Here is a 23,414-nt window from a genome sequence, read left to right as displayed (position 1 = left end):
TCATGAACCAGGACGATCACATCATCACCAGGCGAAGCATGATCCGTGCCGCTTCTGTCACCGCAGGCGCTGCGATCGCGGGCAAGACGGTGTTCGCGGGCGCCACCGCGGCCGCAGACACTGCCGGAGCCGACACCCCGGCCCCCGCGGATCCTCCGGCCGGGCGCTACCGCATCGACATGCACGCCCACTTCCTGCCTCCCCGATACCGCGAATCCCTGCTGGCGCACGGTCACTTTCTCATCGGCGGATATCCGCTCCCGGAGTGGTCACCCGAGGCCGCGGTGTCCTTCATGGACGACTGGGGCATCCAGGCCCAGGTTCTGTCGGTCTCGGATCCGGCGGTCGCGTTCGTGCGAGGCGCGGAGGCACACGACCTCGCCCGGTACTGCAATGACTACGCCTCCGATCTCATCGCACGCCAGGGCGATCGCTTCGGCGCTCTCGCGACCCTGCCGATGCCCGATGTCGCCGCCTCGATCAGCGAGCTCCACCACGCGCTCGACGTGCGAGGCCTCGACGGCGTCACGCTGCTCAGCGCGTACGACGGCATCTATCTCGGCGATCCGCGCTTCGAGCCCCTCATGGCCGAGCTCAATCGCCGAAAGGCGTACGTGTTTATCCACCCGGCGTCCATTCCCGCCGATGCAAAACCCGAACTCCCACTGCCCGATTTCCTCGCAGAGTTCACCTTCGACACCACCCGCGCGGCAATACTCTTGATGACGACGGGCGTGCTCGATCGCTACCCGGACATCAGGTTTCAGCTTTCTCACGCGGGAGGGACGCTGCCGTTTCTTGCAGGCAGGCTCGGCGTGGTCTCGGCCAGTCCGGTCGGGGAGATATGGCCGGACACCCTGCCCAAGGTGTCGCTGCTCCACACCGAGGAACTTCTCTCGCGCTTCTACTACGACACAGCTTTGAGCTCCCATCCGTCGGCGATGGGAAGTGCGCTATCGGTGACCGACTCATCCCACATCGTCTTCGGCTCCGACTGGCCATTCAGCCAGCTGACGTTCCGCGGTAGCGGCGACCCGGCGCCCCGCTTGCAGGAAACATTCGACATTGCAGGGCGGCTCGAGGTGGAACGCGACAACCAGCTCCGGGAGCTCCCGGGATTAGCTTCGCGGATCGGCTGATCCCAGCCGAACAATCCCTGGCTAACGGCCGTTCGAGCCATGGGGAAAGTAGGGGCAGGTTGGCACCCAAGTGAGAGAAGTGAAAGTGCGGACAGAGCGAAAACTTATGTGTGTCGCAGATCACAGATAAAATCCTGCTCAATTATCTGGCGTGCGTGCGGGTTGTTTGGCGCTCGAAATAAAAGCGTTTCTCCAGGGGGTTGGCGATTACTGCGGTCCGGAGCCCGTGGTGGCGCCAATTCCGCCTCGGTCCGAATTGGGTCAATGCGAGCTGAGGAAAAAGCAAGCGTTCGTTGAAAACTAAGGCAAGGCTCGCCTACGGTCAGGGGCGTTCGCTCTACTCGTTGACGAGAGCAATGTTGGAGGGCAAAAGCCCGCCAGAGCTCGCGAAGCCGTTGTCTTGTCAGCGAGGGGGCGTTCATCTGCGGGTAGTCCGCAGACCACACTTTCGCACCAAGAGTTGAGGTCATATGTACGCATCACCATCTCGCATCGCCGGACGCCGAGCGCTCGCCGGACTCTTTGCCGCAGCCATGGTCGTCGGCGGTGGCTCCGCCCTGTCGATGTCGGCGGCCAACGCTCAGGAAAACCCGCTGGGGCAGATAACCGGTTCGATCGGTGCCACCCAGTTCGCGCAGGAGTGCGTGGCGCTCGACGCCGGGCTCTACCAAACCGCATACAGCGAGACCGAGAACGCCGTGTTCGTCACCCGTTCGGTCGGCCGTCCTCCGGTGACCGAGTCGACTCTCACCAAGGTCGACGCGGACTCCCTCGAGGTTCTCGACTCGGTCGACCCCGCCGTCAACGATGAGGCGAGCGGCGCGCGCACCGCCGTCTACGGTGTGGCAGTGGACGACGCTAACGGTCTCGTGTGGACGACCAACACCCGCGACAACACCGTCGCCGTGTACGACGCGAAGACCCTGGACCTCGTCAAGCAGTTCGACGCGGGCCTCGTCGACCACGCCCGCGATGTTGCCGTCGACCCGGAGACCGGGAAGGCGTACGTCTCGGCACCGACGACGGACTCCGGCGTCATCTACGAGTTCGACGGCACCGACCTCGACGCCGAGCCGACCGTGATCGAGCTGCCCGAGCTGGCGAACACCGTCTCGCTCGACCTCGACCCGGCCACCGGCGCGCTCTACACCGTCGACCTCGGCGGGCCGCACGCGGCGAAGGTCGACACTCGGAATGACAACGAGGTCACCACCTACAATCTCGGCGATTCGGTCGAGGCCGCTTCCGGCGTCACGATCGACACCGAGAACGGCAACATCTGGGCCATCGATCAGACCACTGGTAGCGCGGTCGTCGTCAACGAGGAGTCCGGCGAGGTCGTCGAGAACTTCGAGACCGGCGAGGGTGCCCTCAACGCGAAGTACGACGACGCAAGCGGCCTCGTCTACGTCTCGAACCGCACCGCGAACAACATCACCGTCTACGACGCGACGACCTTCGAGCAGGTCGGCGACCTCCCGGCCGGCCCGAACGCCGAGCTCGGCCAGACCCCGAACCACGTGAGCGTCGACGGCAAGGGCAATGCCTTCTCCGTCAATAAGTTCGCGCCGGAAGAGGGCGAGGGCGCCGGCAAGAACCAGCTGTGCCGCATCACCCCGGATGGCGGCCCGCTCGGCAGCGTGACCGGTTCGCTCGATGAGCTCACCGGCTCGCTCGAGGGGATCAGCGAGCAGGCTCCGGCCGAGGATGCTCCCGCCGAGGACGCCCCGGCTGCGTAATTAGGTTCGCCTCCAACGCAGTCGACAATGCACCGCCGGCTGCCGCCCACTCGGGTGGCGGCCGGCGGTTCTTTTGTTGCCGCGCGGCGTACGGTGTCGCCCATGGGATACATCAGTGTCGAGACGGCCGACGGTCCTGCGGAGGCGTATCTCGCGTCCGCTAGGGAAGAGGCGGCGCCCGGCGTCATCCTCTATATGGATGCGCTTGGCTTGCGCCCGCAGATCGCCGAGATGTGTGAGCGCATCGCGGGGTGGGGCTACGCGGTGCTCGCGCCGAACGTTTTCCACCGCGAGGGCTCTGTGGCCGAGCTCGCGCCGCGCGCCGACATGCGCACCCCCGAGGGGCGCGACGAGGTGATCGCCGCTGCGAAGCCGCGCATCGGAAGGCTCGACACCGACCGCGCCGAGCGAGACGTCGACGCCTACGTCCGCGGCCTGCGCTCGCTCGCCGAGGTGCGCGATGGCCGGGTCGCGACCGTCGGGTTCTGCATGGGTGCGCGCCTCGCGCTCCGTACGGCCGGCCGCCACCCGGACTCCGTCGCGCTCGCCGCGGGCTTCCACGGCGGTGGGCTCGTCACGGGCGACTCCGACAGCCCGCACCTCGCCATCGCCTCGGCCCGGGCCGCGCTGCTCTTCGGCCATGCGGACAACGACCCGGGTATGACGCCGGAGAACGCCGCCACCTTGGACGCAGCCGCCCGCGACGCCGGTCTCCAGAGTTCGAGCGCGATCTACCCGGACGCGCCGCACGGGTACACGATGGCCGACACCGTCATGTATCAGGAGCAGGGGGCGGAGCGCGCGTTCGCCGAGCTTCGAGAGGCTCTCGGCCGCCACCTGCCGGCGTAGCGGCCGACTCCCGCAGAGGCCCTGGCGCGTGGGCCTACAGGGTGAGCCCGGTCACCACCGGGCCGCGCCGCCAGACAGGGGTCGGGTCCGTCGTGCACACTGGTCACCATGATTGAAGTTAGCAATCTAACGAAGAGATACGGCCAGAAAACCGCCGTGCAGGACCTCACGTTCAGCGTGAAGCCCGGCCGCGTGACCGGCTTCCTCGGGCCGAACGGCGCAGGTAAGTCGACCACGATGCGGATGATCCTCGGCCTCGACAACCCGACTACCGGCCACGCGCTCGTCGACGGCAAGCCGTTCGCGGATCACCAGCACCCGTCCAGGGTCGCCGCTGCGCTGCTCGATGCGACGTGGGTGCACCCGAGTCGCCCGGCGCGCGCGCACCTCGAGGCGCAGGCGGCGTACGGCAACATCCCGGCCTCCCGGGTCAACGAGGTGCTCGACCTCGTGGGCCTTCGGCAGGTCGCGAAGAAGAAGGTCGGCGGGTTCTCGCTCGGCATGCGCCAGCGCCTCGGCCTCGCCTCCGCGATGCTCGGAGACCCCAAGGTCCTCATGTTCGACGAGCCCGTCAATGGCCTCGACCCCGAGGGCATCCTGTGGGTCCGCAACTTCATGAAGGCCCGCGCCAAGGAAGGCAGGACCGTGCTGGTCTCCAGCCACCTGCTCTCGGAGATGGCGCTGACGGCGGAGGACCTCATCGTTATCGGTAAGGGCAAGCTCCGTGCGCAGACCTCGGTCCACGACCTCGTCGCCACCCAGGAGGCAACGATCCTCGTCCGCACGCCGGACGCGACAGCGTTCGCGGAGGTCCTACGCCACAACGGCTTCGACCCGCAATCGACGGGCGAGGCGCAGCAGATCGCCGTCAAGGGCAAGAACATCGAGCAGGTCGGCCAGCTCGCATTCGACAACAACGTACTGCTGCACCAGCTCTACCTCGACCAGCCGAGCCTGGAGCAGGCGTTCATGGCGCTGACCCAGGACGATGTCGAGTACCGCACGGGCGAGCCGATCGCCGACGATGCCGGCCAGGTCGGCGGCGGCCAGGCCGGCGCCGGTCAGGGCGCTGGCGGTCCCGTGAATCCCGGGCAGCAGTTCGCCCCCGGACAGCAGAACTTCCCCCAGCAAGGAGGCCGGCGATGAATCTTCTTCGCGCAGAGTGGATCAAATCCAAGTCCGTACTGTCCACGTGGGTGCTGCTGGCTATCGCGCTGGTCATCACGCTCGGCATGGCCGGGTTGATGAGCTACCTCCAGACCCTCGACATCGAGGACGCCAACGGCGATTCGGCCCAGATGGAATTCTCCGCCGGTGACATGGTCGCCTCCACCTTCGGCAGTTTCCCGTCGATGCTCGTGTGGGTTGTGGCGATCGTGCTCATCTGTGGTGAGTACCGCAGCGGAACGATCAAGAACGTCTTCGCGGTCGCGCCGCGGCGTTGGGACGTCTACCTGGTCAAGACCGGCTTCTTCATCGTCGCGGGCGCGGTTATCTCGTTCGTGTTCACGTTCCTCGCGCTCATCCTCACCTACCTCGTCACCGGTTCGGATTCGCTTGCCCCGTGGAGCGGGGACGCGTTGCTGGCGAACCTGCGATTTACCGCCTACATGGCCATCGCGATGGTCGCGATGGTCGGTATCAGCTTCCTGCTGCGCAACGTCGCCGGCACTATCACGCTGGTCATCGGCTGGGTGTTCATCATCGAAAGTGTGCTGTCGAATCTGCCGCGCATCGGCGATGCCATCGGTTCCTGGATGCCGTTCCAGAACGGCATGGCTTGGGCAATGGATTCGGCGGGCTCGGAGTTCACCAAGTCGCTGGACAATCCCGCGAACATCCTGTGGTTCCTCGCGTTCGCGCTGCTCCTGTGGGTGGGCGGTCTGTTCGCGCTGTACAAGCGCGACGCCTGATTCGCGGCGGCGCCGACTTACTGCCGCGAGTAGTGCGCACGGCGCCCGAAAACACCGCGTCTGGGCGGAAAAACATAGGCTGGCCGTGGTGAATTCGGCCGGGCGTGTGTCTTCGGGCTAGGTGGCCAAGTCGGCCCAGCGGCCAAGTGGCCAAGTGTCCCAGAGGAAAAAGAGCGGCCGGGTGGAATTCCACCCGGCCGCTCTTTCGTCGCTCAGCCGTGGTTCATCGCAGGAGGTTCTATCCCCGCAATCTGTAGACGGTGTCTACTCAAAAACGCATGAGGATGTCTTTCAGGCTAGATCCGCGAGCCCGCGGCGGCGTCCTCGGATGTAGTCGCGTCGGTGGCTGCCGCCTCGGCTGCCGCGTCGCCGTCGCAGGTGGAGACGGTGGCGCTGGCTTCACCGGTCTCGCTGGGGCGGATCGTCTTGTGCACGAGGAACGCCGCGCCGAGCATCAGCACGAACGCGAGCGCGGATGTAGCGATCGAGCCCATGTCGAATGCGTGGCGCGCGGAATCCGCGAGCGCCGCGCCCTCGGGCCCGCCGAGTGACGAGGCCACCCCGAGCCCGCCGGCGAGTGTCTCGCGTGCGGCCGATGCGGCGTCCCCCGCAACAGCGGGCACCGAGACCACCGAGCTGTAGACGAAGCCGAGGATCGACCCGAGCACTGCCGTGCCGAGCACGGACCCCGTCTCGTACGCGGTCTCCGAGATCGCCGAGGCCGCGCCCGCCTTGTGCGAGGGTACCGACGACAAGATCACGTCGTTCGAAAGGGTTTCGGCGACGCCGATGCCCGCGCCGAGGATCGCGAAGGCGAGCATCAGCCCGATGTCGCTGGCCATGTAGGCCGCGGCCGCCACCACCACGTAGGCCGCCGCGTTGAGCAGCAGGCCGAGCGTGATGAGCGCGCCCGGCGTCATAAACCGAACCAAGCGCACGGCCAGCAGACCCGTAACGACCGACGCGCCCAGTCCCGGGAGCAGCATGACGCCGGCCGCCATGGGGGAGAGGCCGCTGACGAGCTGCAGGTGCTGCGAGACGAAGAACAAGAAGCCGACCATCGAGAAGATGGCGAGCAGATTGGCGAGCACGGCTCCGGTAAAGGCCGGCCGCGCGAACAACCGCACGTCGAGCATCGGGTTGGCGCGCCCCAGTTGGCGCCGCACGAACGTCGTACCCGCAACCACGGCAAGGATGACGGCGGACGTGGCGATCACCGGGGAGCCGCCCGAGGCGAAGGTCTTGATACCGAAGACGAGCGGGGTCATCGTCGCGAGCGAGAGCGCGATGGACACCGCGTCCACGGGGCCCGGATGGGGGTCGCGGGATTCGGGGATGAGCGCGGGGCCGGCGAGGAGGAGCGGCGCCATCACGGGCAGCGCCATGAGGAACACCGAGCCCCAGTAGAAGTGCTCGAGGAGGAACCCGCCGACGATCGGGCCGAGGGCCGCGCCGCCGGCGAAGGCCGCCGCCCAGATCGCGATGGCCGTGCGCCGCTCGGTGGCGTCGGTGAAGATGTTGCGGATCAGCGACAACGTGGCCGGCATGAGCGCCGCGCCGAACACCGCCATGCCCGCGCGGGCTGCGATGAGCCACGCTGCCGACGGCGTGAACGCCGCGAGCACCGATACCGCGGTGAACCCTGCCGAACCGATGAGCAACATGCGGCGCCGGCCAAAGCGGTCGGCGAACGAGCCCATGGGCACGAGCAGGCTGGCGAGCACCAGCGGGTAGGCATCGACGATCCAGAGAATCTGCGTGCCCGAGGCGCCGAGCTGCTCGGTGATCTGGGGCACCGCGAACGCGAGCACGGTGTTGTCGACCGCGACGAGGAGCACCGGGAGCATGAGCACGGTGAGCGCGAGCCAACGGCGCGTGGCGCCGGCGCGATTCGCGGTCTCGCGGGATGCGGTGATGCGGGCGGTGGTAAACATGGTTCCTGCAACTTTCGACGGGGCGCTGGGCCCGTCACGACTACTGTACCGTCTGGACGGTTTTGCTTTTCGGGTCAACTGTACCGGCTGGATGGTATTGCGCAAGGGCTTGTATCGTGACTCACATGGCAGCAGAGTCGGCGCGCGAGAAGGTCCTGGATTCGTACGAGCGGATCCTCATCGATCACGGCGAGAAGGCGGCCACGCTCGAGCAGGTTGCCGCCGGCGCCGGGGTGTCCAAGGGCGGGCTGCTCTACCACTTCCGCGATAAGGCGGCGCTGGCCGAGGGCCTGCTCGAGCGCCTCGTCGCGCTATCGGAGCAGGACGCGGAGGAGATGGCGGCGGCGCCGGACGGGCCGTCTGCGTACTATCTGCGCACGTCGGTGTTCGAGGATTCGCCGCTCGACCACGCGATTATCGCGGCGACACGCCTCGATTCGCTTCCCGCCGAGCGGCGCCGCGAGGCGTTCGCGCAGACGCAGGAGCGCTGGCTCGAGCTCATCACCGCGGAGGTCGAGGACCCGGCGATTGCGCGCGCGATCCTGCTCATGGGCGACGGGCTGTATTACAACGCGAGCCTCGGCGCGCAGGGCGACGAGCCGCAGCGCCAGATTGCCGAGCTCATCGGGGTCGTCGAGAAGCTCAAGAACCAGCGGTAAACAGCCCCGGCCACCCCCAGCCACCCAAGCCCGACTCGATCCCGTCCCGCCCGGCCCAGCCGGCTACAGCACGTAGACGATATGCCCCGTCCGCTGATCGATCGCCACCCAGCGCCACCCATCCGCCATGACGACGGACGTGCTCTACACCTCGGCCCCTGCGCCCTTCGAGCTTGCGGTATCAGAGTTGGGCCCGCCTGCGCTCTCATCGCCGTCCGCGGTCTACGGCGAAGCGGATGTGGAAGTTTCTGTGAAGGCACCTTGGCGGAAGGGCGCGTTGCTCTGGGTGCTCACCGGCCTCGCCGCGCTGACGACGCTTGTCCTCGCCGTCGGGTGGCTGCGGAACCGCCCAGACGTGGAACGTGACGGCCGACCCGAAGATGTCGCCGGCGCGGGCGCCGCCTAACCGAAGGCGCCCGCGCCCGAGCTGTTACTTCGCGTCGATCGGCAGATACACGCGGTTACCGGCCTCGGCGAACTCCTCGGATTTCTCGGCCATGCCCGCCTCGATCGCCTCGACCGTGTCGAGCCCGTTCTCTGCGGCGTACTCGCGAATGTCCTGCGAGATGCGCATCGAGCAGAACTTCGGCCCACACATCGAGCAGAAGTGCGCCGTCTTGGCAGGCTCCGCGGGCAGCGTCTCGTCGTGGTACTCGACCGCAGTGTCCGGGTCGAGGGCGAGCGCGAACTGGTCGCGCCAGCGGAACTCGAACCGTGCGGTCGACAGCGCGTCGTCCCGCTCCTGTGCCTTCGGGTGCCCCTTGGCGAGGTCCGCCGAATGCGCGGCGATCTTGTAGGTGATCACGCCCGTCTTCACGTCGTCCCGGTTCGGCAGTCCGAGGTGCTCCTTCGGGGTCACGTAACAGAGCATCGCGGTGCCCGCCTGCGCGATCATCGCCGCGCCGATGGCGGAGGTGATGTGGTCGTAGCCGGGCGCGATATCGGTGGCCAGGGGGCCGAGGGTGTAGAACGGCGCCTCCTCGCACCACTCCTCCTCGAGCCGCACGTTCTCCACGATCTTGTCCATCGGCACGTGGCCCGGACCCTCGATCATCACCTGCACGCCGTAGGACTTGGCGATGCCGGTGAGCTCGCCGAGCGTGCGCAGCTCCGCGAGCTGTGCCTCGTCGTTCGCGTCGGCGATCGATCCCGGACGCAGGCCGTCGCCGAGCGAGAACGTCACGTCGTACTCGCGCAGGATCTCGCACAGCTCGCCGAAGTGGGTGTAGAGGAACGACTCCTGGTGATGCGCGAGGCACCACGCGGCCATGATCGAGCCGCCGCGCGAGACGATCCCCGTGACGCGCTTCGCCGCGAGCGGTACGTACCGCAGCAGCACGCCCGCGTGGACGGTCATGTAGTCCACGCCCTGCTCACACTGCTCGATGATCGTGTCGCGGTACAGCTCCCACGTGAGTTTCACCGGATCGCCGTTCACCTTCTCCAGCGCCTGGTAGATCGGCACCGTGCCGATCGGGACCGGCGAATTGCGCAGGATCCACTCGCGCGTGTCGTGGATGTCCTTGCCCGTCGACAGGTCCATTACGGTGTCCGCGCCCCAGCGGGTCGCCCACACCATCTTCTCGACCTCTTCGGAAATGGAGGACGTCACCGCCGAGTTGCCGATGTTCGCGTTGATCTTGGTCATGAACGCCTTGCCGATGACCATCGGCTCGCACTCGGGGTGCTTGTGGTTGGCCGGGATGACGGCGCGGCCGGCGGCGACCTCGGCCCGCACGAACTCGGGCTCGAATCCCTCGCGGGCAGCGATGAACCGGACCTCCGGCGTCACAAATCCCGCACGTGCCCAGGCCAGCTGGGTCGACGCTCCGCCGGAGGGGACCGGGTGGGTCCACCCCTCGCGCAGCCGCGGCAGCCCGTCGGCGAGATCGTGGCAGTCCGAACCGTCCTCCGCGTAGGCGGTGTAGGGGCCGGAGGTGTCGTAGACGTCGAAAGTGGAGTCGTTGGTCAGCTCGATGCGCCGCCACGGAATGTGCAGCGTGCCGCAGTCGCCGGCGTCCTCGCACGGGACGTCGACGAATGCTTTCGACGAAGAATAGATCGGTCCGCACGTCACCGCATCGACGGGTGCGGTGTTCTTGGCCTCGCCCGGCTCGCGGGCACCCGCGAGGGCTCCGGAGGCAGCGGCGGAATCAGCGGTCGCGAATGAATCGCTCATGGTGAGAAAACTCCCTACGCCGGCATTACCCGGTCAGGTTCTACGGTCGACGGCTACGCTGCCGTCCTCTCAGCCCCGGGCAGATTTACGGGACTCCCGTGCGATAAAAGATTCCATATTCAGTTATGACGTCGGAGTGACTGTCGTCGCCGATACTACGCGCTCGTTCGCGCCGGCCTCGTGACAAGGAGATAAAATACGAGAATGCCGAGCACGGCGGCACTGAGCACGCTGAGCACGATCCCCATCGTCGTGGGCGCATAGAACTCCGAGGTCGCCTGCACGCGAAGGATCTCGGTGCCCAACCCGGACATGAGGACCGCGAAGAACACATCGACCGCGCTCACCGCGGGGAAGAGGTGGTGGCCGTCGTTCTCGGTGTAGGCGAACGCCCACGCGATGAGTCCGCACACGAAGATCCCGCCGCACAGCGTGAGCACCGCGGGACCCTTGGCCATCCAGCTCGTGGCGTTGCCGTCCACATCGGACAGTGTGGCGATGAACTCGGGGAGCTCGTCCCACAACAGAATCGACACGCACACGGGAACCGCCAGCGCCGCTCCGAGAATGACGGAGATGGCGATGATGGCCTTCGGTGAACTACGCACGACCTCTCCGAAACCTCGAACGTCAACGGGACGCACAACAAGCAACGTCTCATTCAAGTTAACCGCTCGGCCCAGGATTTCGAAGGAATTTCGGCGTTGCGGGCGATTATCGCCGCTTCGGGGGCTATTCGTGCAGCTCCGGGTGTAGCTTCGGCGAAGCTTCCAGCAACGCGTCCGCGCGGCGATCCAGGCCCGCGCCCACCGCTCGCAGCCACCCGCCGACACCGGCCCTGGCCTGCGGCGTGTCCGGGTAACGGCAGCGCATGTGCAGCCCGGTGTCGTTGACGACGAACCACACCATGACGCCGGTCGTGCGGATTCGCGCCGAGACGTGCTGCGGTTCGAGTGCCGGGTCGATGTCCACGGGCAGCCGCCGATGGTCGAGCCACGACAGCGCGAACATGCCCGGTGTGTGCGGCATCCCGCCCCAGGGCCGAAGAATCGGCTCGAGCGGATGGTTGCCGAGCGCGATGGCCTCCGTGATGCGCCGTCCACACTCCAGCGGGTCGTCGGAGATGCACTCGAGAACGGAGTTCGTGATGAACCATCCGACCGAATCGTGCCAGGTGTCGCCGGTTCGGGAGTGGACGGGGAACACCGCGCGCAGGCCTGCGGCCCCGCGCTCGTGCAGCGCCAGGGTCATCTCGGCAACGGCGAGCGCGAGCATTCGCGTGCCGGCCGAGCGCGCGTGCGCGGCAAGTCGCTCCACCCCGGCGGCATCGAGCACGTGGTGGACTTCGACTACCTCGTCCCGCGGGACCGAGATGTCCCCGAGCGGCAGCGGAAACACCGGCATCTCCCCGCCGCCCGCGGCCATGATCTCCTCCCACCTGCGCCGCACGGACTCCGGAGCGACCCGCTGGGCCGCGAGCTCCGCGGTGTGCCGGGCGAACGCCGGCGCCGGCGGGAGCTCCGAGCCAGGGCAGGCGGCGCCGCGCGCGACATCGGCGAGGCACGCGGCGAAGTCCCGGGCCACGACGAGGAGGGACCACGCATCGACGTGGGCATGGTCGAAGCCGATGACGACGGTCGGTCGCGAATCCCCGGGCCGATCCGCGCCTGCGGCGCAGTGGTCGTGCTCGACGAGGCACAGCGCGTAGGACGGCGCGGCGAAGGGATCGCACTCGCGGTCGAACTCCCGGCGCAGCACCGCGCGGGGATCCTCGCCCGGCCCCGCCTGCGGTGTGACCCACGCTCCAGGGTGCACCTCTACAGTTGTCAAGGTGGGGCGTCCGCCGTCATGGGCGGAAGTGTCCAGGGCGGGGGAGAACACGGTGGTGAGAGTTCCGTGGCGGGCGATGACCGCATGCCACGCCCGCGCGAGCTCGTCGCGTCTCGCGGGGATCGTCGGTCGGAAGGCGGCAGCGATCCAGGACCCCGGGCGTGAGCCGAGCGCGACGTGGCGTTCCTGGTCGAACGACACCGGGACCTCGGTGCCCGGAATCGGCCGGACCTGCACCGAATAGCGGTGCACAGTTCCGGCGGCGAGGTCCATGCGCGCTATGGTGGTAAGCCTCATTCCCCGAAATCTAGGGGAGCATAGTTACGGCAGGGGTCCCCGAATATGACGGACAAGAAAATTCGGTTGCCCGGCTCCGGAGTCGAGATCGCCTACGATCTGCGCGGGCCCGCGGGTGGGCCTGCGGTCGTGCAGTTGCACGGGCTCACCTCCTCCCGTGCGCGGGACCGGGCATTCGCGCTCGACCTCGGTTCGGCGCTGACCGGCGCGCGGGTACTGCGCTTCGATGCCCGCGGGCACGGCGCCTCGACAGGCACTCGCGAGCCGTGCGACTACACGTGGAATGCGCTGGCCGAGGACCTGTTCGCCCTGCTCGACGAGGTGTTTCCCGGCGAGCGCGTGCACGGTATAGGCCAATCGATGGGCACCGCGACGCTAATTACCGCGGCGACGATGGACCCTGCACGCTTTGCCTCGCTCACCCTCGGTATCCCACCGACGATCTGGGACACGCGCGCGGCGCAGTCGGAAAACTACCGAGAGGCTGCGGACTTCGTTGAGCGGCTCGGACGCGAGGCCTTCGGCGAGAGGGAACGCGGCGCGCCGCAGCCGCCCGCGGTGGACCCGAACCGGCCCTTCGTGCTGCCCGATGTGCGCGACGAATGGCTTCCCTCTGCGTTTCGCGGCGCCGCGGCCACCGACCTGCCCCCGGCCGATGACGTCGCGCAGCTGACGATGCCGGCCCTGCTTCTCTCGTGGATCGACGACCCCGCGCACCCGGAGTCCTCCGCCCGCGCGCTGCGCCGCGTCCTCTCGTCGGCTGCGCTCGAGGTGGCCTCCACCCCCGCAGAGGTAAACGCGTGGCCAGCGACGATAGCCGAATTTATCGCGAGCGCTCCCCGGGCGTAACGGGCGTGGGTACGATACCGGAAACGTCGCTATCTCCGGGAGGCACCATGAGCGGCACTGCTTCGCTGACGCTTGTCGACAACACCGACAAGGCCCGCTTCGAACTGTGGGATGGCGGCACGATGCTCGGTCTCGTCGGCTACGAGATCGAACCGTCGAGCTTGTCTGGGCCGACCATCTACAGGCTGATGCACACCGTTGTCGAGGTGAACTTCGGTCGCCAGGGCATTGCGCGGTTACTCGTGACGATGGTGCTTACGCGGTTGCGCTTCGACGGCGCACAGATCGCCCCCGTCTGCAGCTATGTGCAGCGCTACCTCGGCCGCTTTCCCGAGTACAAGCCACTCGTCGCGCGCGGACGCTAGCCCACTGCGTCGATGCTTGTGCCGAAGATCACGGTTACATTTCGATTAAAAGTACACAGTCCTCTACATTTGTTCCTTTCGCAGTTATAGGGATCGCGGACCTAGTTCGAATAAATAAGGGAAGCCTTTACTTTCCGGGCGTTCGCTCTCCGTTCATTCGGCGGCTCTTGTGCCCTGCGGTGCGCTCGGTAGTGTCCGTTGGCGTCGTGACGCGGCCGCCGCGCACTCGCAATTGACGCCGGAAGCGTGCTCCCTCGTTCGCACGTTCTCCCCGGGTGTTTCTGTCGGTCGTCACGCAACCGGGCCTTCCCCTTGGCCCTTCGCATTCGATCGAAAGGTCCCTCGTGGTCATCCTCCTGGTAATAGCCGCCGTCTTCCTCACCGGCGTTCTATGTACCACCGCGCTGCACTTCCGGAGCCATCGCGCACGGCTCCGCGACCTGGAAACAATCGTTCACGTCAACGGGATCCGCGGAAAGTCCACGGTGACCAGGCTCATTCACGGCGCCCTCCACGAATCCGGTCGCACGACCGTCGCGAAAACCACCGGCACTTACGCCTGCGTACTCGCCCCCGACAAGAGCGAGCACCCGATCATGCGTCGATACGCGCCGAACATCCTCGAGCAGTTCTCGATCTTCGGTAAGTGGATCAACAAGTCCGTCAACGCGATGGTCGTCGAGTGCATGGCCGTCCGGCCCGAGTACCAGAAGTTCTGCCAGGACAAGATCGTCCGGGCGGACATTGTGGTGATCACCAACGTGCGCATCGACCACACCGAGGAAATGGGCGAGACCCTCGAGGAGATCGCCAAGTCGCTGTGCTCGACCATGCCGCGCGGCGGCGTCGTCGTCACCGGCGAGCACAACCCCGACGTGCTCGAGGTGATGCGCGCCGAGTGCGAGAAGGCGAACACGCGACTCATCGTCGCCGACACCGATCAGGTAAGCGATGAGCACGTCGGCGCGTACCGCTACCTGCAGTTCAAGGAGAACGTCGCGGTCGGGTTGGAGATCTGCAAGCTCCTCGACATCGACACCGAGACCGCGCTGCGCGGGATGCTTGCGGCCGAGCCGGATCCGGGCATGGTCACCGTCGACACGATTCCCATCGACGGTAAGCGCGTCCACTGGGTGCCGGCGTTCGCGGTCAATGACAAGGAATCGACGATCTCCGTGTTGGACGAGGTCGACAACATGTTGCCCGAGGGCTGCCCAAAGATCGGGCTCCTCAACAATCGTAGTGACCGCGGCACGCGCGCCGAGCTCTTCGCCGAGATCGTGTGCGAGGACGTCGACCACCACTTCGCCAAGCTCGCGCTGCTCGGCGATCTCGAGCGGCCCGTTGCCGAGAAGATCGTCGGCAACGGCTGGGAAGACGAGGACGTGCTGCGCCTCGGCGCCGCGACCAACCCGAGCCGCGCCGAGCTTCTCGATTCCCTCGTCCACTCCGTTCCCGGCGACGACGTTGCGATCGTCGGCATGGTCAACATCCACTCCGCGCAGGCCGAGATGCTCATCGAGTACTTCGAGAATGCGGAGAAGGTGCCGTTCGAGAGCGCCGGTCGCCAACCCGAGGGCCCCGACGAGCAGCTCATCCAGGCCAAGCTCGACCGCGAGCTCCTCTCCGAATACGAGCACGAGTTCGCCGAGTACGGCGTCGACGTGCACGACGAGGACGACATGGCGGCGCTCGGCATCACCACGCCCGCCCCGAAGACCGAGTTCATCAAGTTCGAGGCAGCGCTCAAGGTGCTCGCCCGGCGGCAGAAGGTGAAGGCGGGGCAGAACTGATGGAAAGCCTTGTCGGTGACGTCGCAGAGTACTACCTGGCCGTGGCGTTCTTTATCGGCGTCGTCGCCTCGTACGCCTTCCACCGGCTCACCTTTATCTCCCTCGGTGGGCTGATCTCCGTCGGCTACCTTGCCGGCGCACTCGTCCAGCCGCTCAACGTGATCGCCACGATCGTGCTGTCGCTGGTGAGCTATTGGCTGCTCTACAACCTCGTATTGCGCTTCTTCGTGTTGTCCTCGCGGCGCGCGTTCGAGCTCGGCGTGCTCATGGGCATGGTGCTCGGCCTGTTGTATGAGGTCGTCGTCTCGCAGTACCTGTTCGAGCGCGGATTCGAGTGGGGCACGATGACGATCGTCGGGTTCATGGTTCCCGGACTCATCGCGCACGAATTCAAGCGCCAGGGAGTCATGCGGACGCTGGTGCCGCTCGTCGCGATCGTCGCAGGCGTGGGGGCTCTCGCGCTCGGCGTCACACTTGCGTCGAAGGCGCTGCTCGGGGCCGAGGCCCTGTCGATGGACGCGCTGTCGGGGACGGAGCAGATCGATTTCAACCGTATTGCGATCGCCGTGTTTGTATCGGTGATCGTCGCGGCGCTGCTTTCGGACTACCTCGGACTGCTGTCGGGTGGATACGTGACGGCGGCGATCCTGGTGCTCACGATCTCGGGCTGGGTTCCGGCGCTCGTGCTTCTCGGAGCGGTCGCCGTGACCTACGGATTCGTTACCCTCGCGTGCCACTACCTGCCGGTATTCGGAAAGCAGCGGCTCACGCTCGGGATCCTTATCTCGGGAATCGTGACGATGGCCGCGCAGATGATCGTTCTTGAGCAGACGGGGCAGGCCGTGTTCACGGGGTTCGTCGTGGTCGCGCTCGTGCTGCCCGCGCTGATCGCGAATGACGTGATCCGCGTCGGCGTGTGGCGCACCGGGCTCGGCATGGCCACGACCGGCGCCGCGGTCGCGGGCGCCCTGGCGCTCGCGGGGTAGCGCTAATAGCCCGCGTCGGTCGCGGGTAGTGGGCCGGTGGCGGCGCTCGGCTCCGGTTCCGGCTCGGGAGCGGGTGCAGGGGCCGCCGTCGCGGTGGGAACCGGCTCGTACGACGTGACGGGTGCGGCGGGCTGCGACGGGGCCGGAGCTGGGGTCGAACTACGCGATGGCCGGTTCTGACTCTGGCAGAAGGACGGATCCGGCACCTGGTGGTCCGTTCGCGGGCAGCGATACGGGTTCTCGCGAAGCACTTCCCTGCGCAGCTCCTCGCACTCGGGATAAGTCCCATACGATCCATCCGCAAACCAGGCCATTCCGGTCCAGTTTCCGCCGCCGTAGATGCACTCGACGAACTCCTTGCCCTCGCCGCTTCCCTCCGAAACGGCAGCGGGAGCAGCTGGTTGTGGTCCCGCGGAGGTACTCGACTTCGCGGCCGCGGGCTTCGCCGACGTCGACGTGACGGTGCTGACCACCGTCGTCACCGCAGTGCCCTGTTCGCCGCCCGAGGACGAACACGCGGCCAAAAGAAACAGCGCGGACACCGCCGCGACGCACCTCACCAGAATTGCCATGACCGGCACTTGCCTTTCCCCTGCGCCCCGCCACTCGGAGCGTGAATGAAAGGAACTTTATAGCGCCGGCCCGACAGTTCCCAGGGGGTAGGGGAGCAGGACCCCCGCAGGCGCCCGCTAACCCTCAATCGAGTCGGAGCTAACCCCCGCGAACCTCGCCCTCGCGGCGCGGATCGGCGCCGCCGATGAGTGCGCCGTCGTGGCGCAGGATCGTCGCCGTGCCACTAGGCATCGAGGACTCCTTCGGATCGGGGCCCGGCCCGTCCAGCGCGTCGACGAGGTCGTCCCCATCGGAACCGTCCGTCGCTCCCCAGCCCGACTCGACGATCGCCTCCGAGCGCGAGACCGCGCCGAAGTTGCGCAGGTCCGCGGCCGACTGCGGGTCCATGCCCCAGTCGAGCATCGCGACGAGATTCTTGACGACGTACGAGGTGATCTCCGAGCCTCCGGGCGAACCGGTGGCGAGGAACGGAGTGCCGATCGAGCCGTCCTCGCGCGCCGAGAACACCATCGTCGGCGCCATCGCGGTGCGAGGACGCTTGCCACCGGCGAGCGCGTTGGCCACCGGCTCCCCGTCCTTCTCGGGCTCGGTGGCGAAGTTCTCCAAGTGGTTGTTGAGGAAGAAGCCGCCTGCCATGTGGAACGAGCCGAAGTTCGACTGTAGCGAGGTCGTCATCGACGCCATGTTGCCGTCGCCGTCGACGATCGAGATGTGCGAGGTGCCTTCCTCCTTCTTGTCGTCGGTGGTCGCCGGCTCCTTGCCGGGCTCGGCGGAATCCATCGACTCCTCGGGGTCGAGAAGCGCGGCGCGCTGGGCGAGGTACCCCGGGTCGAGCAGGGAGAACGTTTCGCCCTCGGGTGGTTCTACGAAAGTGGGGTCGGCCGAGTAGGCGCTGCGGTCGGCGAGCGCGAGACGCTCCGCCTCGGAGATGAGGTGGGCGGATTCGGGCGCAGGGTCTCCGCCGTCATCGGAAGGGGTTTCCGGGGCGGGGAGCTCGACGTTCTGCAGCATGCCGAGCGCGGAGAGCACGGCGGTGCCGCCGGATTCGGGCGCGTCCGGGGCGCACACGAGCTGCGCGTCGCGGTAGCGGATGCACAGCGGATCGCCGGTGCGGACCTCGTAGTCTTCGAGGTCGGATTTCTCCATGCGGCTCGGGGTGCGGCCGCCTTCCTCGCTGCGCGCGGAGTCGAGCACGGCGTCGCCGACCTCGCCGGAGTAGAAGGCGTCGGGTCCGTCGGCGAGCGCGGCCAGAGTTGCCGAGTACTCGGGGTTGCGCAGGGTGTCGCCGGCGCGCACGCGGCGCCCGTCGGGCATGAGGTAGTCCCGCGCGGCGTCGACCTCCTTGAGATCGTCCTTCGCGCCGCGGACGGCGTCCTCGAGGCGCTGGCTCACCTCGAAACCGTCGTCCGCCAGCGTCGTGGCCGGCGCGAAGGACTCCTCCCACGATTTATCGCCGTGGTCGTCGTGGAGCGCGCCGAGAAGCGCGGGAATGCCGGGCACGCCGATCGAGCGGCCGCTCGCGCGGACGCTGGGCTGCGGGGCACCGTCGTCGTCGGAGGAGACCTGCGCGAGGTCCGTCGGCTCGGCGGCGCCTGGCGCGGCCTCCATGCCGTCGTACGTCGTGGTCTTGTCATCGTCGGCATCGTGATACATCGCGAAACCGCCGCCGCCGAGCCCTGAGGACTGCGGCTCCACCAAACCGAGCACGGCCTGGGCCGCGATGAGCCCGTCCGCGGCGGTGCCGCCCGATGCGAGTACGCGGCAGGCCGCCTCCGAGGCGAGCGGGTTGGCCGTGGAGACCGCGAAGTTCTGCGCGCTCGCGGCTTCCATGCCCTCGCGCGGACCCGAATCGCCGCTCGCCGCAGCGCCCTCGGCCGTCGGGGCGCAGTCGGAGGTCTCGGCGACCGCGCCCGGCGAGGCCATGACCTGCGGGGCCGGCAACTCGCCCGGCTTGTGATTGACGACGATCGCCGTCACGACCGAAGCCACGACGATGAGCGCGAGCCCGGCCGCCCCGAGGGAAAGCAGCGAGCGGCGCGCGAAGAACCGCGACACCGCCCCCGGGCGGCGGGGGCCGGGGGTTCCGGCGCCGGCGTGCGCGCCGACCTGCTCGGGCGTGACCCGCGGATCGGCCGGCGGCTTATCGCGCGGGTCGCCGATCGGGTCGTGGGGGGAATCTGGCTCTGGCCGAGTCACAGGGGATCCTTCCGGTGGGGTCGCCTTCGCCCCGCGCGGGCGCGGAGCAGGGCACGGGCGCGCCGAACCCCAGCCATGCTATAGGGGGCGCCCATGACGCCGGGCTTTCTGCGTGCGCCGCTACGCCGGTTACTCCAGGTCCACAGGACGCGCGGCCGCGCCGGCGGTGACTGATCCCACAGGCGGATCTGCCCGCGCCTGCCCGCGCCTGCCCGCGCAGCTAGTCGCCGACGGCATCCTTGCCGCGCTGCACGATCTTCGGATCCGCGGGGAACACGACTTGGGTGTCCTTGTCCGGGTAGTCGAATTGGTTGAGGAAGAACCGCAGCGCGTTGATGCGCGCCCGCTTCTTGTCGTTCGACTTGATCGTCGTCCACGGCGCCCACTCGGTGTCGGTGCGCCGGAACATCTCCTCCTTCGCGTTCGTGTACAGCTCCCACTTGTCCAGCGATTCGAGGTCCATCGGCGACAGCTTCCACCGCCGCACCGGATCGAGCTGCCGGATCGCGAAGCGGGTGCGCTGCTCCTGCCTGGTCACCGAGAACCAGAACTTCGTGAGCGAAATCCCGTCGTTGACCAGCATCCGCTCGAACTCCGGCGCCTGCCGCATGAACGACTCGTACTGATCATCGCTACAAAAACCCATGACCCGCTCGACCCCGGCCCGGTTGTACCAGGAGCGGTCGAACATCACGATCTCGCCCTTGGTGGGCAGGTGCGCGATGTAGCGCTGGAAATACCACTGGTGTTGCTCGGTCTCTGTCGGCTTGACCAGCGCCACCGTCCGCGCCATCCGCACGTTGATGAACTCGTTGAACCGCTTGATCGTGCCGCCCTTGCCAGCGGCGTCGCGCCCCTCGAACACGATGACGTGGCGCCGGTTGGTCTCCGCCGTCCAGTTCTGGAACTTGAGCAGCTCGATCTGCAGCAGGTACTTCTCGACGTCGTACTGCGCGCGGTCGAGGCGGTGGTCGTACGGATAGTTCTCGCGCCACGTGTCCACGGCCTTGCCGTTGATATCGATGAGGTCCGGGTCCTCGCCGTGGTCGTCGCGCACCGTGTACCCCTCGGCGCGCAGCCGGTCGATGTAGTGGCGAAGCTCGAAATTACTCATGACATCCCTTTCGCACCTTCCGGCGCACACCCGTGTATGACGCCGGACCTTCTTTCCCCCAACGGCGACGCCGCCCTCCGCGCTAGGCGAAACGGGCGATAACCGGCGCATGATCGGACGCGCCCTTGCCCTTTCGTTCCTCCCTGTCGATGGAGGCCTCGGTAGCCCGATCCGCCAGGGCGGGAGAGCACACCTGGAAATCGATGCGCATGCCCTGCTTTTTCGGGAACCTCAGTTGTGTGTAGTCCCAGTAGGTGTACACCCCGGGACCGGGAGTGAAACCCCGGGTGATTTCTTTGTAACCGGCGTCCGCGAACGCGGTGAAGGCATCGCGTTCGGGCTGCGAGACATGCGTCTTCCCCTCGAAGAACTCCATGTCCCAGACATCTTCGTCCAAGGGAGCCACATTCCAGTCGCCGACCAGCGCGATCTGCGCTCCGGCGTCATCGGTGACCTGCTTTTCGGCATAGGTGCGCAGGGCAGCGAGCCAGTCGAGCTTATAGCCGTAGTGGCGGTCGGTGAGCTCGCGGCCATTGGGCACGTACAGGCTCCACACGCGTATCCCGCCGGCGAGCGCCGAGATCGCGCGCGCCTCGCCTGCCTGCTCGGCCTCGGGATCCTTCGCAAAGCCCGGCATGCCGGGGAAACCCGTCTGTACATCCTCGAGACCGACGCGTGAGGCAATGGCGACGCCGTTCCACTGCGAGAGGCCGAAATGGGCGACCTCGTAGCCGATCTCGGCGAACCGCTCGTACGGGAACTGCGAGTCCTTGCACTTGGTTTCCTGCATCGCGAGCACGTCCACATCCGAGCGACCGATCCAGTCGATGACCCGGTCGGCGCGAGCGCGAATCGAATTGACGTTCCACGTCGCGAGAGTGAGCGGGGAGCGGGGAGCGTCCTGGGCCTGCGAGCTGTGAGAAGACATGTCGGAAGTGTATCGCCGCGCCGAAGATTAATGTCGAACATTAAATAACTGCAGGTAATGTCGGGTGTACTCGCCGGTAAGGTGTTCGCTTCGTGCGCCGCGAATGGGGATACACTCGACGGTATGAGCTACAAGGTTCCCTTCAAAGACATCAAATTCTCCGTCCACAACGTCCTCGATGCCGTGAACCAACTGCAGGCAGCCGGCGTCGAGATCGATCAGGATACGTTCGATTCCGTGCTGCAGGGTTACGGCGAGTTCATGGAACAGGCCGTCGCACCGATCAACCTCGAGGCCGACCTCGAAGGTGCGAAGTGGGCGGACGGCGAGGTCACCACGCCCGCCGGTTACAAGAAGGCGTGGGAAGAGTTCACCGAGGCCGGTTGGAACACCATCGGCCACGATGAGGAGTTCGGTGGCGGCGGTATGCCCTACACGCTGTCGAACGCCGCCAACGAGGCGAGCGCCGCCGCCTCGTCCGCGTGGTCGATGTACTCGGGCCTGACCAACGGCGCGATCAAGGCGCTTTCCAGCGTCGGCTCGGACGAGCTCAAGGAGAAGTTCGTTCCGAAGATGGTCTCGGGCGAGTGGACGGGCACGATGTGCCTCACCGAGCCGCAGGCCGGCACCGACCTCGGCCTGCTCACCACGAAGGCTCAGCCGAACGACGACGGCTCGTACTCCATCTCGGGCAACAAGATCTTCATCTCCGCCGGACAGCACGATTTCACGGACAACATCATCCACCTCGTGCTCGCCCGCACCCCGGGCGCTCCCGAGGGCACGCGCGGCATCTCGCTGTTCGTCGTTCCTCGTAACGAGGTCGCGGACGACGGCTCCGTCGGCGAGAACAACGGCGTCCACTGCGATGGCATCGAGCACAAGATGGGTATCCACGGCTCGCCGACCTGCCAGATCCGTTTCGAGAACGCCCGCGGCTGGCTCGTCGGCGAGGAGAACCGCGGCCTGCCCGCGATGTTCGTGATGATGAACCACGCCCGCATCGGCACCGCCATGCAGGGCCTGTCCATCGCGGATGCGTCCTCCCAGCTCGCGCTCGACTACTCCCGCGAGCGCATCCAGTCCAAGGCGCCGAAGTCCGTGCGCGGCGACCGCCCGAAGGGCTCGGATCCGATCATCCTGCAGCCGGATGTGCGCCGCATGCTCCTCGAGCAGAAGGCGTGGGTCGGCGGCTACCGCATGCTCATGCACTGGATCACCCTCCAGTACGACATCGCGCACGGCCCCAACACCTCCGAGGAGGACCGCGCGAAGGCCGAGGGCTTCGTCGAGCTCCTCACTCCGATCGGTAAGGGCTTTGGTACTGACGTCGCCGTTGACGTCGCTTCCCTGGGCGTCCAGATCCACGGCGGCATGGGCTACATCCACGAGACGGGTGCGGAGCTCTACCTGCGCGATGCCCGCATCCTGCCGATCTACGAGGGCACCAACGGCGTGCAGGCGCTCGACCTCATCGGCCGCAAGATCGCCGGGGACGGCGGCGAGCGCCTCAAGTCGTTCCTCGCGCTGGTCCGGGACAACGGTTCCTCCGCTCCCGAGGGCTTCACCTCCTACGGCGAGACCCTGGTCGGCTACGCCGATCGTCTCGAAAAGTCCGTGATGGAGTCCTTCTCGCAGGCCGGAGAGAATGACGTTCGCGTTCTCGCCGCAGCGACCCCGGTCCTCCGCGCTCTCGGGTACCTGTCGTTCGCGCACTTCTGGTTGCTCGCCGCGAAGGCTGGCCTGGAGTCCTCGGACGCCGACGCCGAGGTCGCAGCCAAGCACGTCTCGCTCGCTAAGTTCTTCTTCGAGTGGCTGCTTCCGCAGGCGGAGCCGAACTTCGACTTCGCGCTGGCCTCGACCGACATCCTGATGGACGACGCCGCGATCGCGTACTAGCGGAATTTGGTGCGGCGGCCACGCTGCCGGCCGCCAAGTCGGGAGCGATCTCTCGACAGTGTCGTCGACTGGACGCCACTTTCGACCGATAGACGCCAGTTTTTTCGGGCGTGTACGGGCGTCTATCGGTACGAACTGGCGTCCAGACGTGTACGGGCTCCGAAAACGGGCG

Annotated in this window: 20 protein-coding genes; 12 read left to right on the top strand and 8 right to left on the bottom strand. The window is 67.0% G+C overall.

The genetic code is table 11. The features are described 5' to 3' along the window. The first annotated feature begins 2 nt into the window (after positions 1 to 2). The 5 genes from BJL86_RS14050 (at position 3) to BJL86_RS14030 (ending at position 5,640) form a co-directional block, all read left to right on the top strand. Positions 3 to 1,139: an amidohydrolase family protein gene (locus BJL86_RS14050; RefSeq protein ID WP_082908400.1), complete on the top strand. Its 1,137-nt coding sequence runs from the start codon at positions 3 to 5 to the stop codon at positions 1,137 to 1,139. A 470-nt stretch (positions 1,140 to 1,609) separates the two neighbouring features. Beyond that, entirely contained in the window at positions 1,610 to 2,878 is a 1,269-nt protein-coding gene (locus BJL86_RS14045; protein WP_075845046.1) for a Vgb family protein, read from the top strand. Positions 2,879 to 2,980: 102 nt separating this feature from the next. After that, positions 2,981 to 3,727 carry a dienelactone hydrolase family protein gene (locus tag BJL86_RS14040; protein WP_075845045.1) on the top strand — a complete coding sequence of 249 codons (747 nt, stop codon included), beginning with the start codon at positions 2,981 to 2,983 and terminating at the stop codon, positions 3,725 to 3,727. A gap of 108 nt (positions 3,728 to 3,835) precedes the next feature. Continuing rightward, positions 3,836 to 4,873 (top strand): ATP-binding cassette domain-containing protein, encoded by a 1,038-nt coding sequence (locus BJL86_RS14035; RefSeq protein ID WP_075845044.1) that lies wholly within the window; start codon positions 3,836 to 3,838, stop codon positions 4,871 to 4,873. Beyond that, positions 4,870 to 5,640, top strand: a complete 771-nt coding sequence (locus tag BJL86_RS14030) for an ABC transporter permease (RefSeq protein WP_067477232.1) — start codon at positions 4,870 to 4,872, stop codon at positions 5,638 to 5,640. The genes BJL86_RS14035 and BJL86_RS14030 overlap by 4 nt, the downstream gene beginning before the upstream one ends. Positions 5,641 to 5,936: 296 nt before the next feature. On the opposite strand, the gene BJL86_RS14025 is transcribed toward BJL86_RS14030, so the two are convergent. Beyond that, a complete protein-coding gene (locus tag BJL86_RS14025; RefSeq protein ID WP_067477235.1) occupies positions 5,937 to 7,574 on the bottom strand; it encodes an MFS transporter in 1,638 nt (545 codons plus the stop codon). A 125-nt stretch (positions 7,575 to 7,699) separates the two neighbouring features. On the opposite strand from BJL86_RS14025, the gene BJL86_RS14020 reads away from it, so the two are divergent. Together BJL86_RS14020 and BJL86_RS17265 are read left to right on the top strand one after the other, a co-directional pair. Continuing rightward, positions 7,700 to 8,233, top strand: coding sequence for a TetR/AcrR family transcriptional regulator (locus BJL86_RS14020; protein ID WP_067477238.1), 534 nt, complete (start codon positions 7,700 to 7,702; stop codon positions 8,231 to 8,233). Positions 8,234 to 8,483: 250 nt separating this feature from the next. Further along, on the top strand, positions 8,484 to 8,639 hold the full coding sequence (locus BJL86_RS17265; protein WP_156515418.1) for a hypothetical protein: 156 nt from the start codon (positions 8,484 to 8,486) through the stop codon (positions 8,637 to 8,639). A gap of 24 nt (positions 8,640 to 8,663) precedes the next feature. On the opposite strand, the gene thiC is transcribed toward BJL86_RS17265, so the two are convergent. The 3 genes from thiC to BJL86_RS14000 all read right to left on the bottom strand — a co-directional run bounded on the left by thiC (position 8,664) and on the right by BJL86_RS14000 (position 12,539). Beyond that, positions 8,664 to 10,412, bottom strand: a complete 1,749-nt coding sequence (thiC, locus tag BJL86_RS14010) for a phosphomethylpyrimidine synthase ThiC (RefSeq protein ID WP_082908679.1) — start codon at positions 10,410 to 10,412, stop codon at positions 8,664 to 8,666. 155 nt (positions 10,413 to 10,567) lie between these two features. Then, positions 10,568 to 11,020, bottom strand: a complete 453-nt coding sequence (locus tag BJL86_RS14005; RefSeq protein ID WP_156515419.1) for a hypothetical protein — start codon at positions 11,018 to 11,020, stop codon at positions 10,568 to 10,570. Positions 11,021 to 11,144: 124 nt separating this feature from the next. Next, complete coding sequence (locus BJL86_RS14000; protein ID WP_075845042.1) at positions 11,145 to 12,539, bottom strand: hypothetical protein; 1,395 nt, start codon at positions 12,537 to 12,539, stop codon at positions 11,145 to 11,147. Between the two features lie 45 nt (positions 12,540 to 12,584). Here BJL86_RS14000 and BJL86_RS13995 point away from each other — a divergent pair, with 45 nt between their 5' ends. The 4 genes from BJL86_RS13995 to BJL86_RS13980 all read left to right on the top strand — a co-directional run bounded on the left by BJL86_RS13995 (position 12,585) and on the right by BJL86_RS13980 (position 16,532). Continuing rightward, positions 12,585 to 13,388, top strand: coding sequence for an alpha/beta fold hydrolase (locus tag BJL86_RS13995; protein ID WP_067478084.1), 804 nt, complete (start codon positions 12,585 to 12,587; stop codon positions 13,386 to 13,388). A gap of 47 nt (positions 13,389 to 13,435) precedes the next feature. Then, positions 13,436 to 13,753 (top strand): GNAT family N-acetyltransferase, encoded by a 318-nt coding sequence (locus tag BJL86_RS13990; protein ID WP_067478081.1) that lies wholly within the window; start codon positions 13,436 to 13,438, stop codon positions 13,751 to 13,753. Between the two features lie 344 nt (positions 13,754 to 14,097). Beyond that, positions 14,098 to 15,546 (top strand): poly-gamma-glutamate synthase PgsB, encoded by a 1,449-nt coding sequence (gene pgsB / locus BJL86_RS13985; protein WP_075845041.1) that lies wholly within the window; start codon positions 14,098 to 14,100, stop codon positions 15,544 to 15,546. Then, a complete protein-coding gene (locus BJL86_RS13980) occupies positions 15,546 to 16,532 on the top strand; it encodes a poly-gamma-glutamate biosynthesis protein PgsC/CapC (protein ID WP_067478078.1) in 987 nt (328 codons plus the stop codon). Before pgsB ends, BJL86_RS13980 begins: the two co-directional genes overlap by 1 nt. Before the next feature lie 2 nt (positions 16,533 to 16,534). On the opposite strand, the gene BJL86_RS13975 is transcribed toward BJL86_RS13980, so the two are convergent. From BJL86_RS13975 to BJL86_RS13960, 4 genes are all read right to left on the bottom strand, one after another. Next, entirely contained in the window at positions 16,535 to 17,104 is a 570-nt protein-coding gene (locus BJL86_RS13975) for a hypothetical protein (protein WP_067478075.1), read from the bottom strand. Positions 17,105 to 17,243: 139 nt separating this feature from the next. Beyond that, positions 17,244 to 19,301 carry a gamma-glutamyltransferase family protein gene (locus tag BJL86_RS13970; RefSeq protein WP_083657652.1) on the bottom strand — a complete coding sequence of 686 codons (2,058 nt, stop codon included), beginning with the start codon at positions 19,299 to 19,301 and terminating at the stop codon, positions 17,244 to 17,246. Between the two features lie 220 nt (positions 19,302 to 19,521). Beyond that, the gene (gene ppk2 / locus BJL86_RS13965) at positions 19,522 to 20,415 is read right to left on the bottom strand and encodes a polyphosphate kinase 2 (protein WP_067478680.1); all 894 of its coding nucleotides are present in this window, start codon (positions 20,413 to 20,415) and stop codon (positions 19,522 to 19,524) included. An 82-nt stretch (positions 20,416 to 20,497) separates the two neighbouring features. Beyond that, positions 20,498 to 21,343: an exodeoxyribonuclease III gene (locus tag BJL86_RS13960; RefSeq protein ID WP_067478677.1), complete on the bottom strand. Its 846-nt coding sequence runs from the start codon at positions 21,341 to 21,343 to the stop codon at positions 20,498 to 20,500. A gap of 123 nt (positions 21,344 to 21,466) precedes the next feature. On the opposite strand from BJL86_RS13960, the gene BJL86_RS13955 reads away from it, so the two are divergent. After that, positions 21,467 to 23,242, top strand: coding sequence for an acyl-CoA dehydrogenase family protein (locus tag BJL86_RS13955; protein ID WP_067478683.1), 1,776 nt, complete (start codon positions 21,467 to 21,469; stop codon positions 23,240 to 23,242). Positions 23,243 to 23,414 lie beyond the last annotated feature (172 nt).

Origin of the sequence: Dietzia timorensis (assembly GCF_001659785.1) — a bacterium.
In the GTDB taxonomy this organism is placed as follows: domain Bacteria; phylum Actinomycetota; class Actinomycetes; order Mycobacteriales; family Mycobacteriaceae; genus Dietzia; species Dietzia timorensis.
Note: the sequence above shows the minus strand (reverse complement) of the source record. Positions and strands in the feature narration are given on the sequence as shown.

Coding starts and splice junctions, on each gene's coding strand:
- BJL86_RS14050 (WP_082908400.1), top strand. CDS start 3: ATGAACCAGGACGATCACATCATCACCAGGCGAAGCATGATCCGTGCC.
- BJL86_RS14045 (WP_075845046.1), top strand. CDS start 1,610: ATGTACGCATCACCATCTCGCATCGCCGGACGCCGAGCGCTCGCCGGA.
- BJL86_RS14040 (WP_075845045.1), top strand. CDS start 2,981: ATGGGATACATCAGTGTCGAGACGGCCGACGGTCCTGCGGAGGCGTAT.
- BJL86_RS14035 (WP_075845044.1), top strand. CDS start 3,836: ATGATTGAAGTTAGCAATCTAACGAAGAGATACGGCCAGAAAACCGCC.
- BJL86_RS14030 (WP_067477232.1), top strand. CDS start 4,870: ATGAATCTTCTTCGCGCAGAGTGGATCAAATCCAAGTCCGTACTGTCC.
- BJL86_RS14025 (WP_067477235.1), bottom strand. CDS start 7,574: ATGTTTACCACCGCCCGCATCACCGCATCCCGCGAGACCGCGAATCGC.
- BJL86_RS14020 (WP_067477238.1), top strand. CDS start 7,700: ATGGCAGCAGAGTCGGCGCGCGAGAAGGTCCTGGATTCGTACGAGCGG.
- thiC (WP_082908679.1), bottom strand. CDS start 10,412: ATGAGCGATTCATTCGCGACCGCTGATTCCGCCGCTGCCTCCGGAGCC.
- BJL86_RS14000 (WP_075845042.1), bottom strand. CDS start 12,539: ATGAGGCTTACCACCATAGCGCGCATGGACCTCGCCGCCGGAACTGTG.
- BJL86_RS13995 (WP_067478084.1), top strand. CDS start 12,585: ATGACGGACAAGAAAATTCGGTTGCCCGGCTCCGGAGTCGAGATCGCC.
- BJL86_RS13990 (WP_067478081.1), top strand. CDS start 13,436: ATGAGCGGCACTGCTTCGCTGACGCTTGTCGACAACACCGACAAGGCC.
- BJL86_RS13980 (WP_067478078.1), top strand. CDS start 15,546: ATGGAAAGCCTTGTCGGTGACGTCGCAGAGTACTACCTGGCCGTGGCG.
- BJL86_RS13975 (WP_067478075.1), bottom strand. CDS start 17,104: ATGGCAATTCTGGTGAGGTGCGTCGCGGCGGTGTCCGCGCTGTTTCTT.
- ppk2 (WP_067478680.1), bottom strand. CDS start 20,415: ATGAGTAATTTCGAGCTTCGCCACTACATCGACCGGCTGCGCGCCGAG.
- BJL86_RS13960 (WP_067478677.1), bottom strand. CDS start 21,343: ATGTCTTCTCACAGCTCGCAGGCCCAGGACGCTCCCCGCTCCCCGCTC.
- BJL86_RS13955 (WP_067478683.1), top strand. CDS start 21,467: ATGAGCTACAAGGTTCCCTTCAAAGACATCAAATTCTCCGTCCACAAC.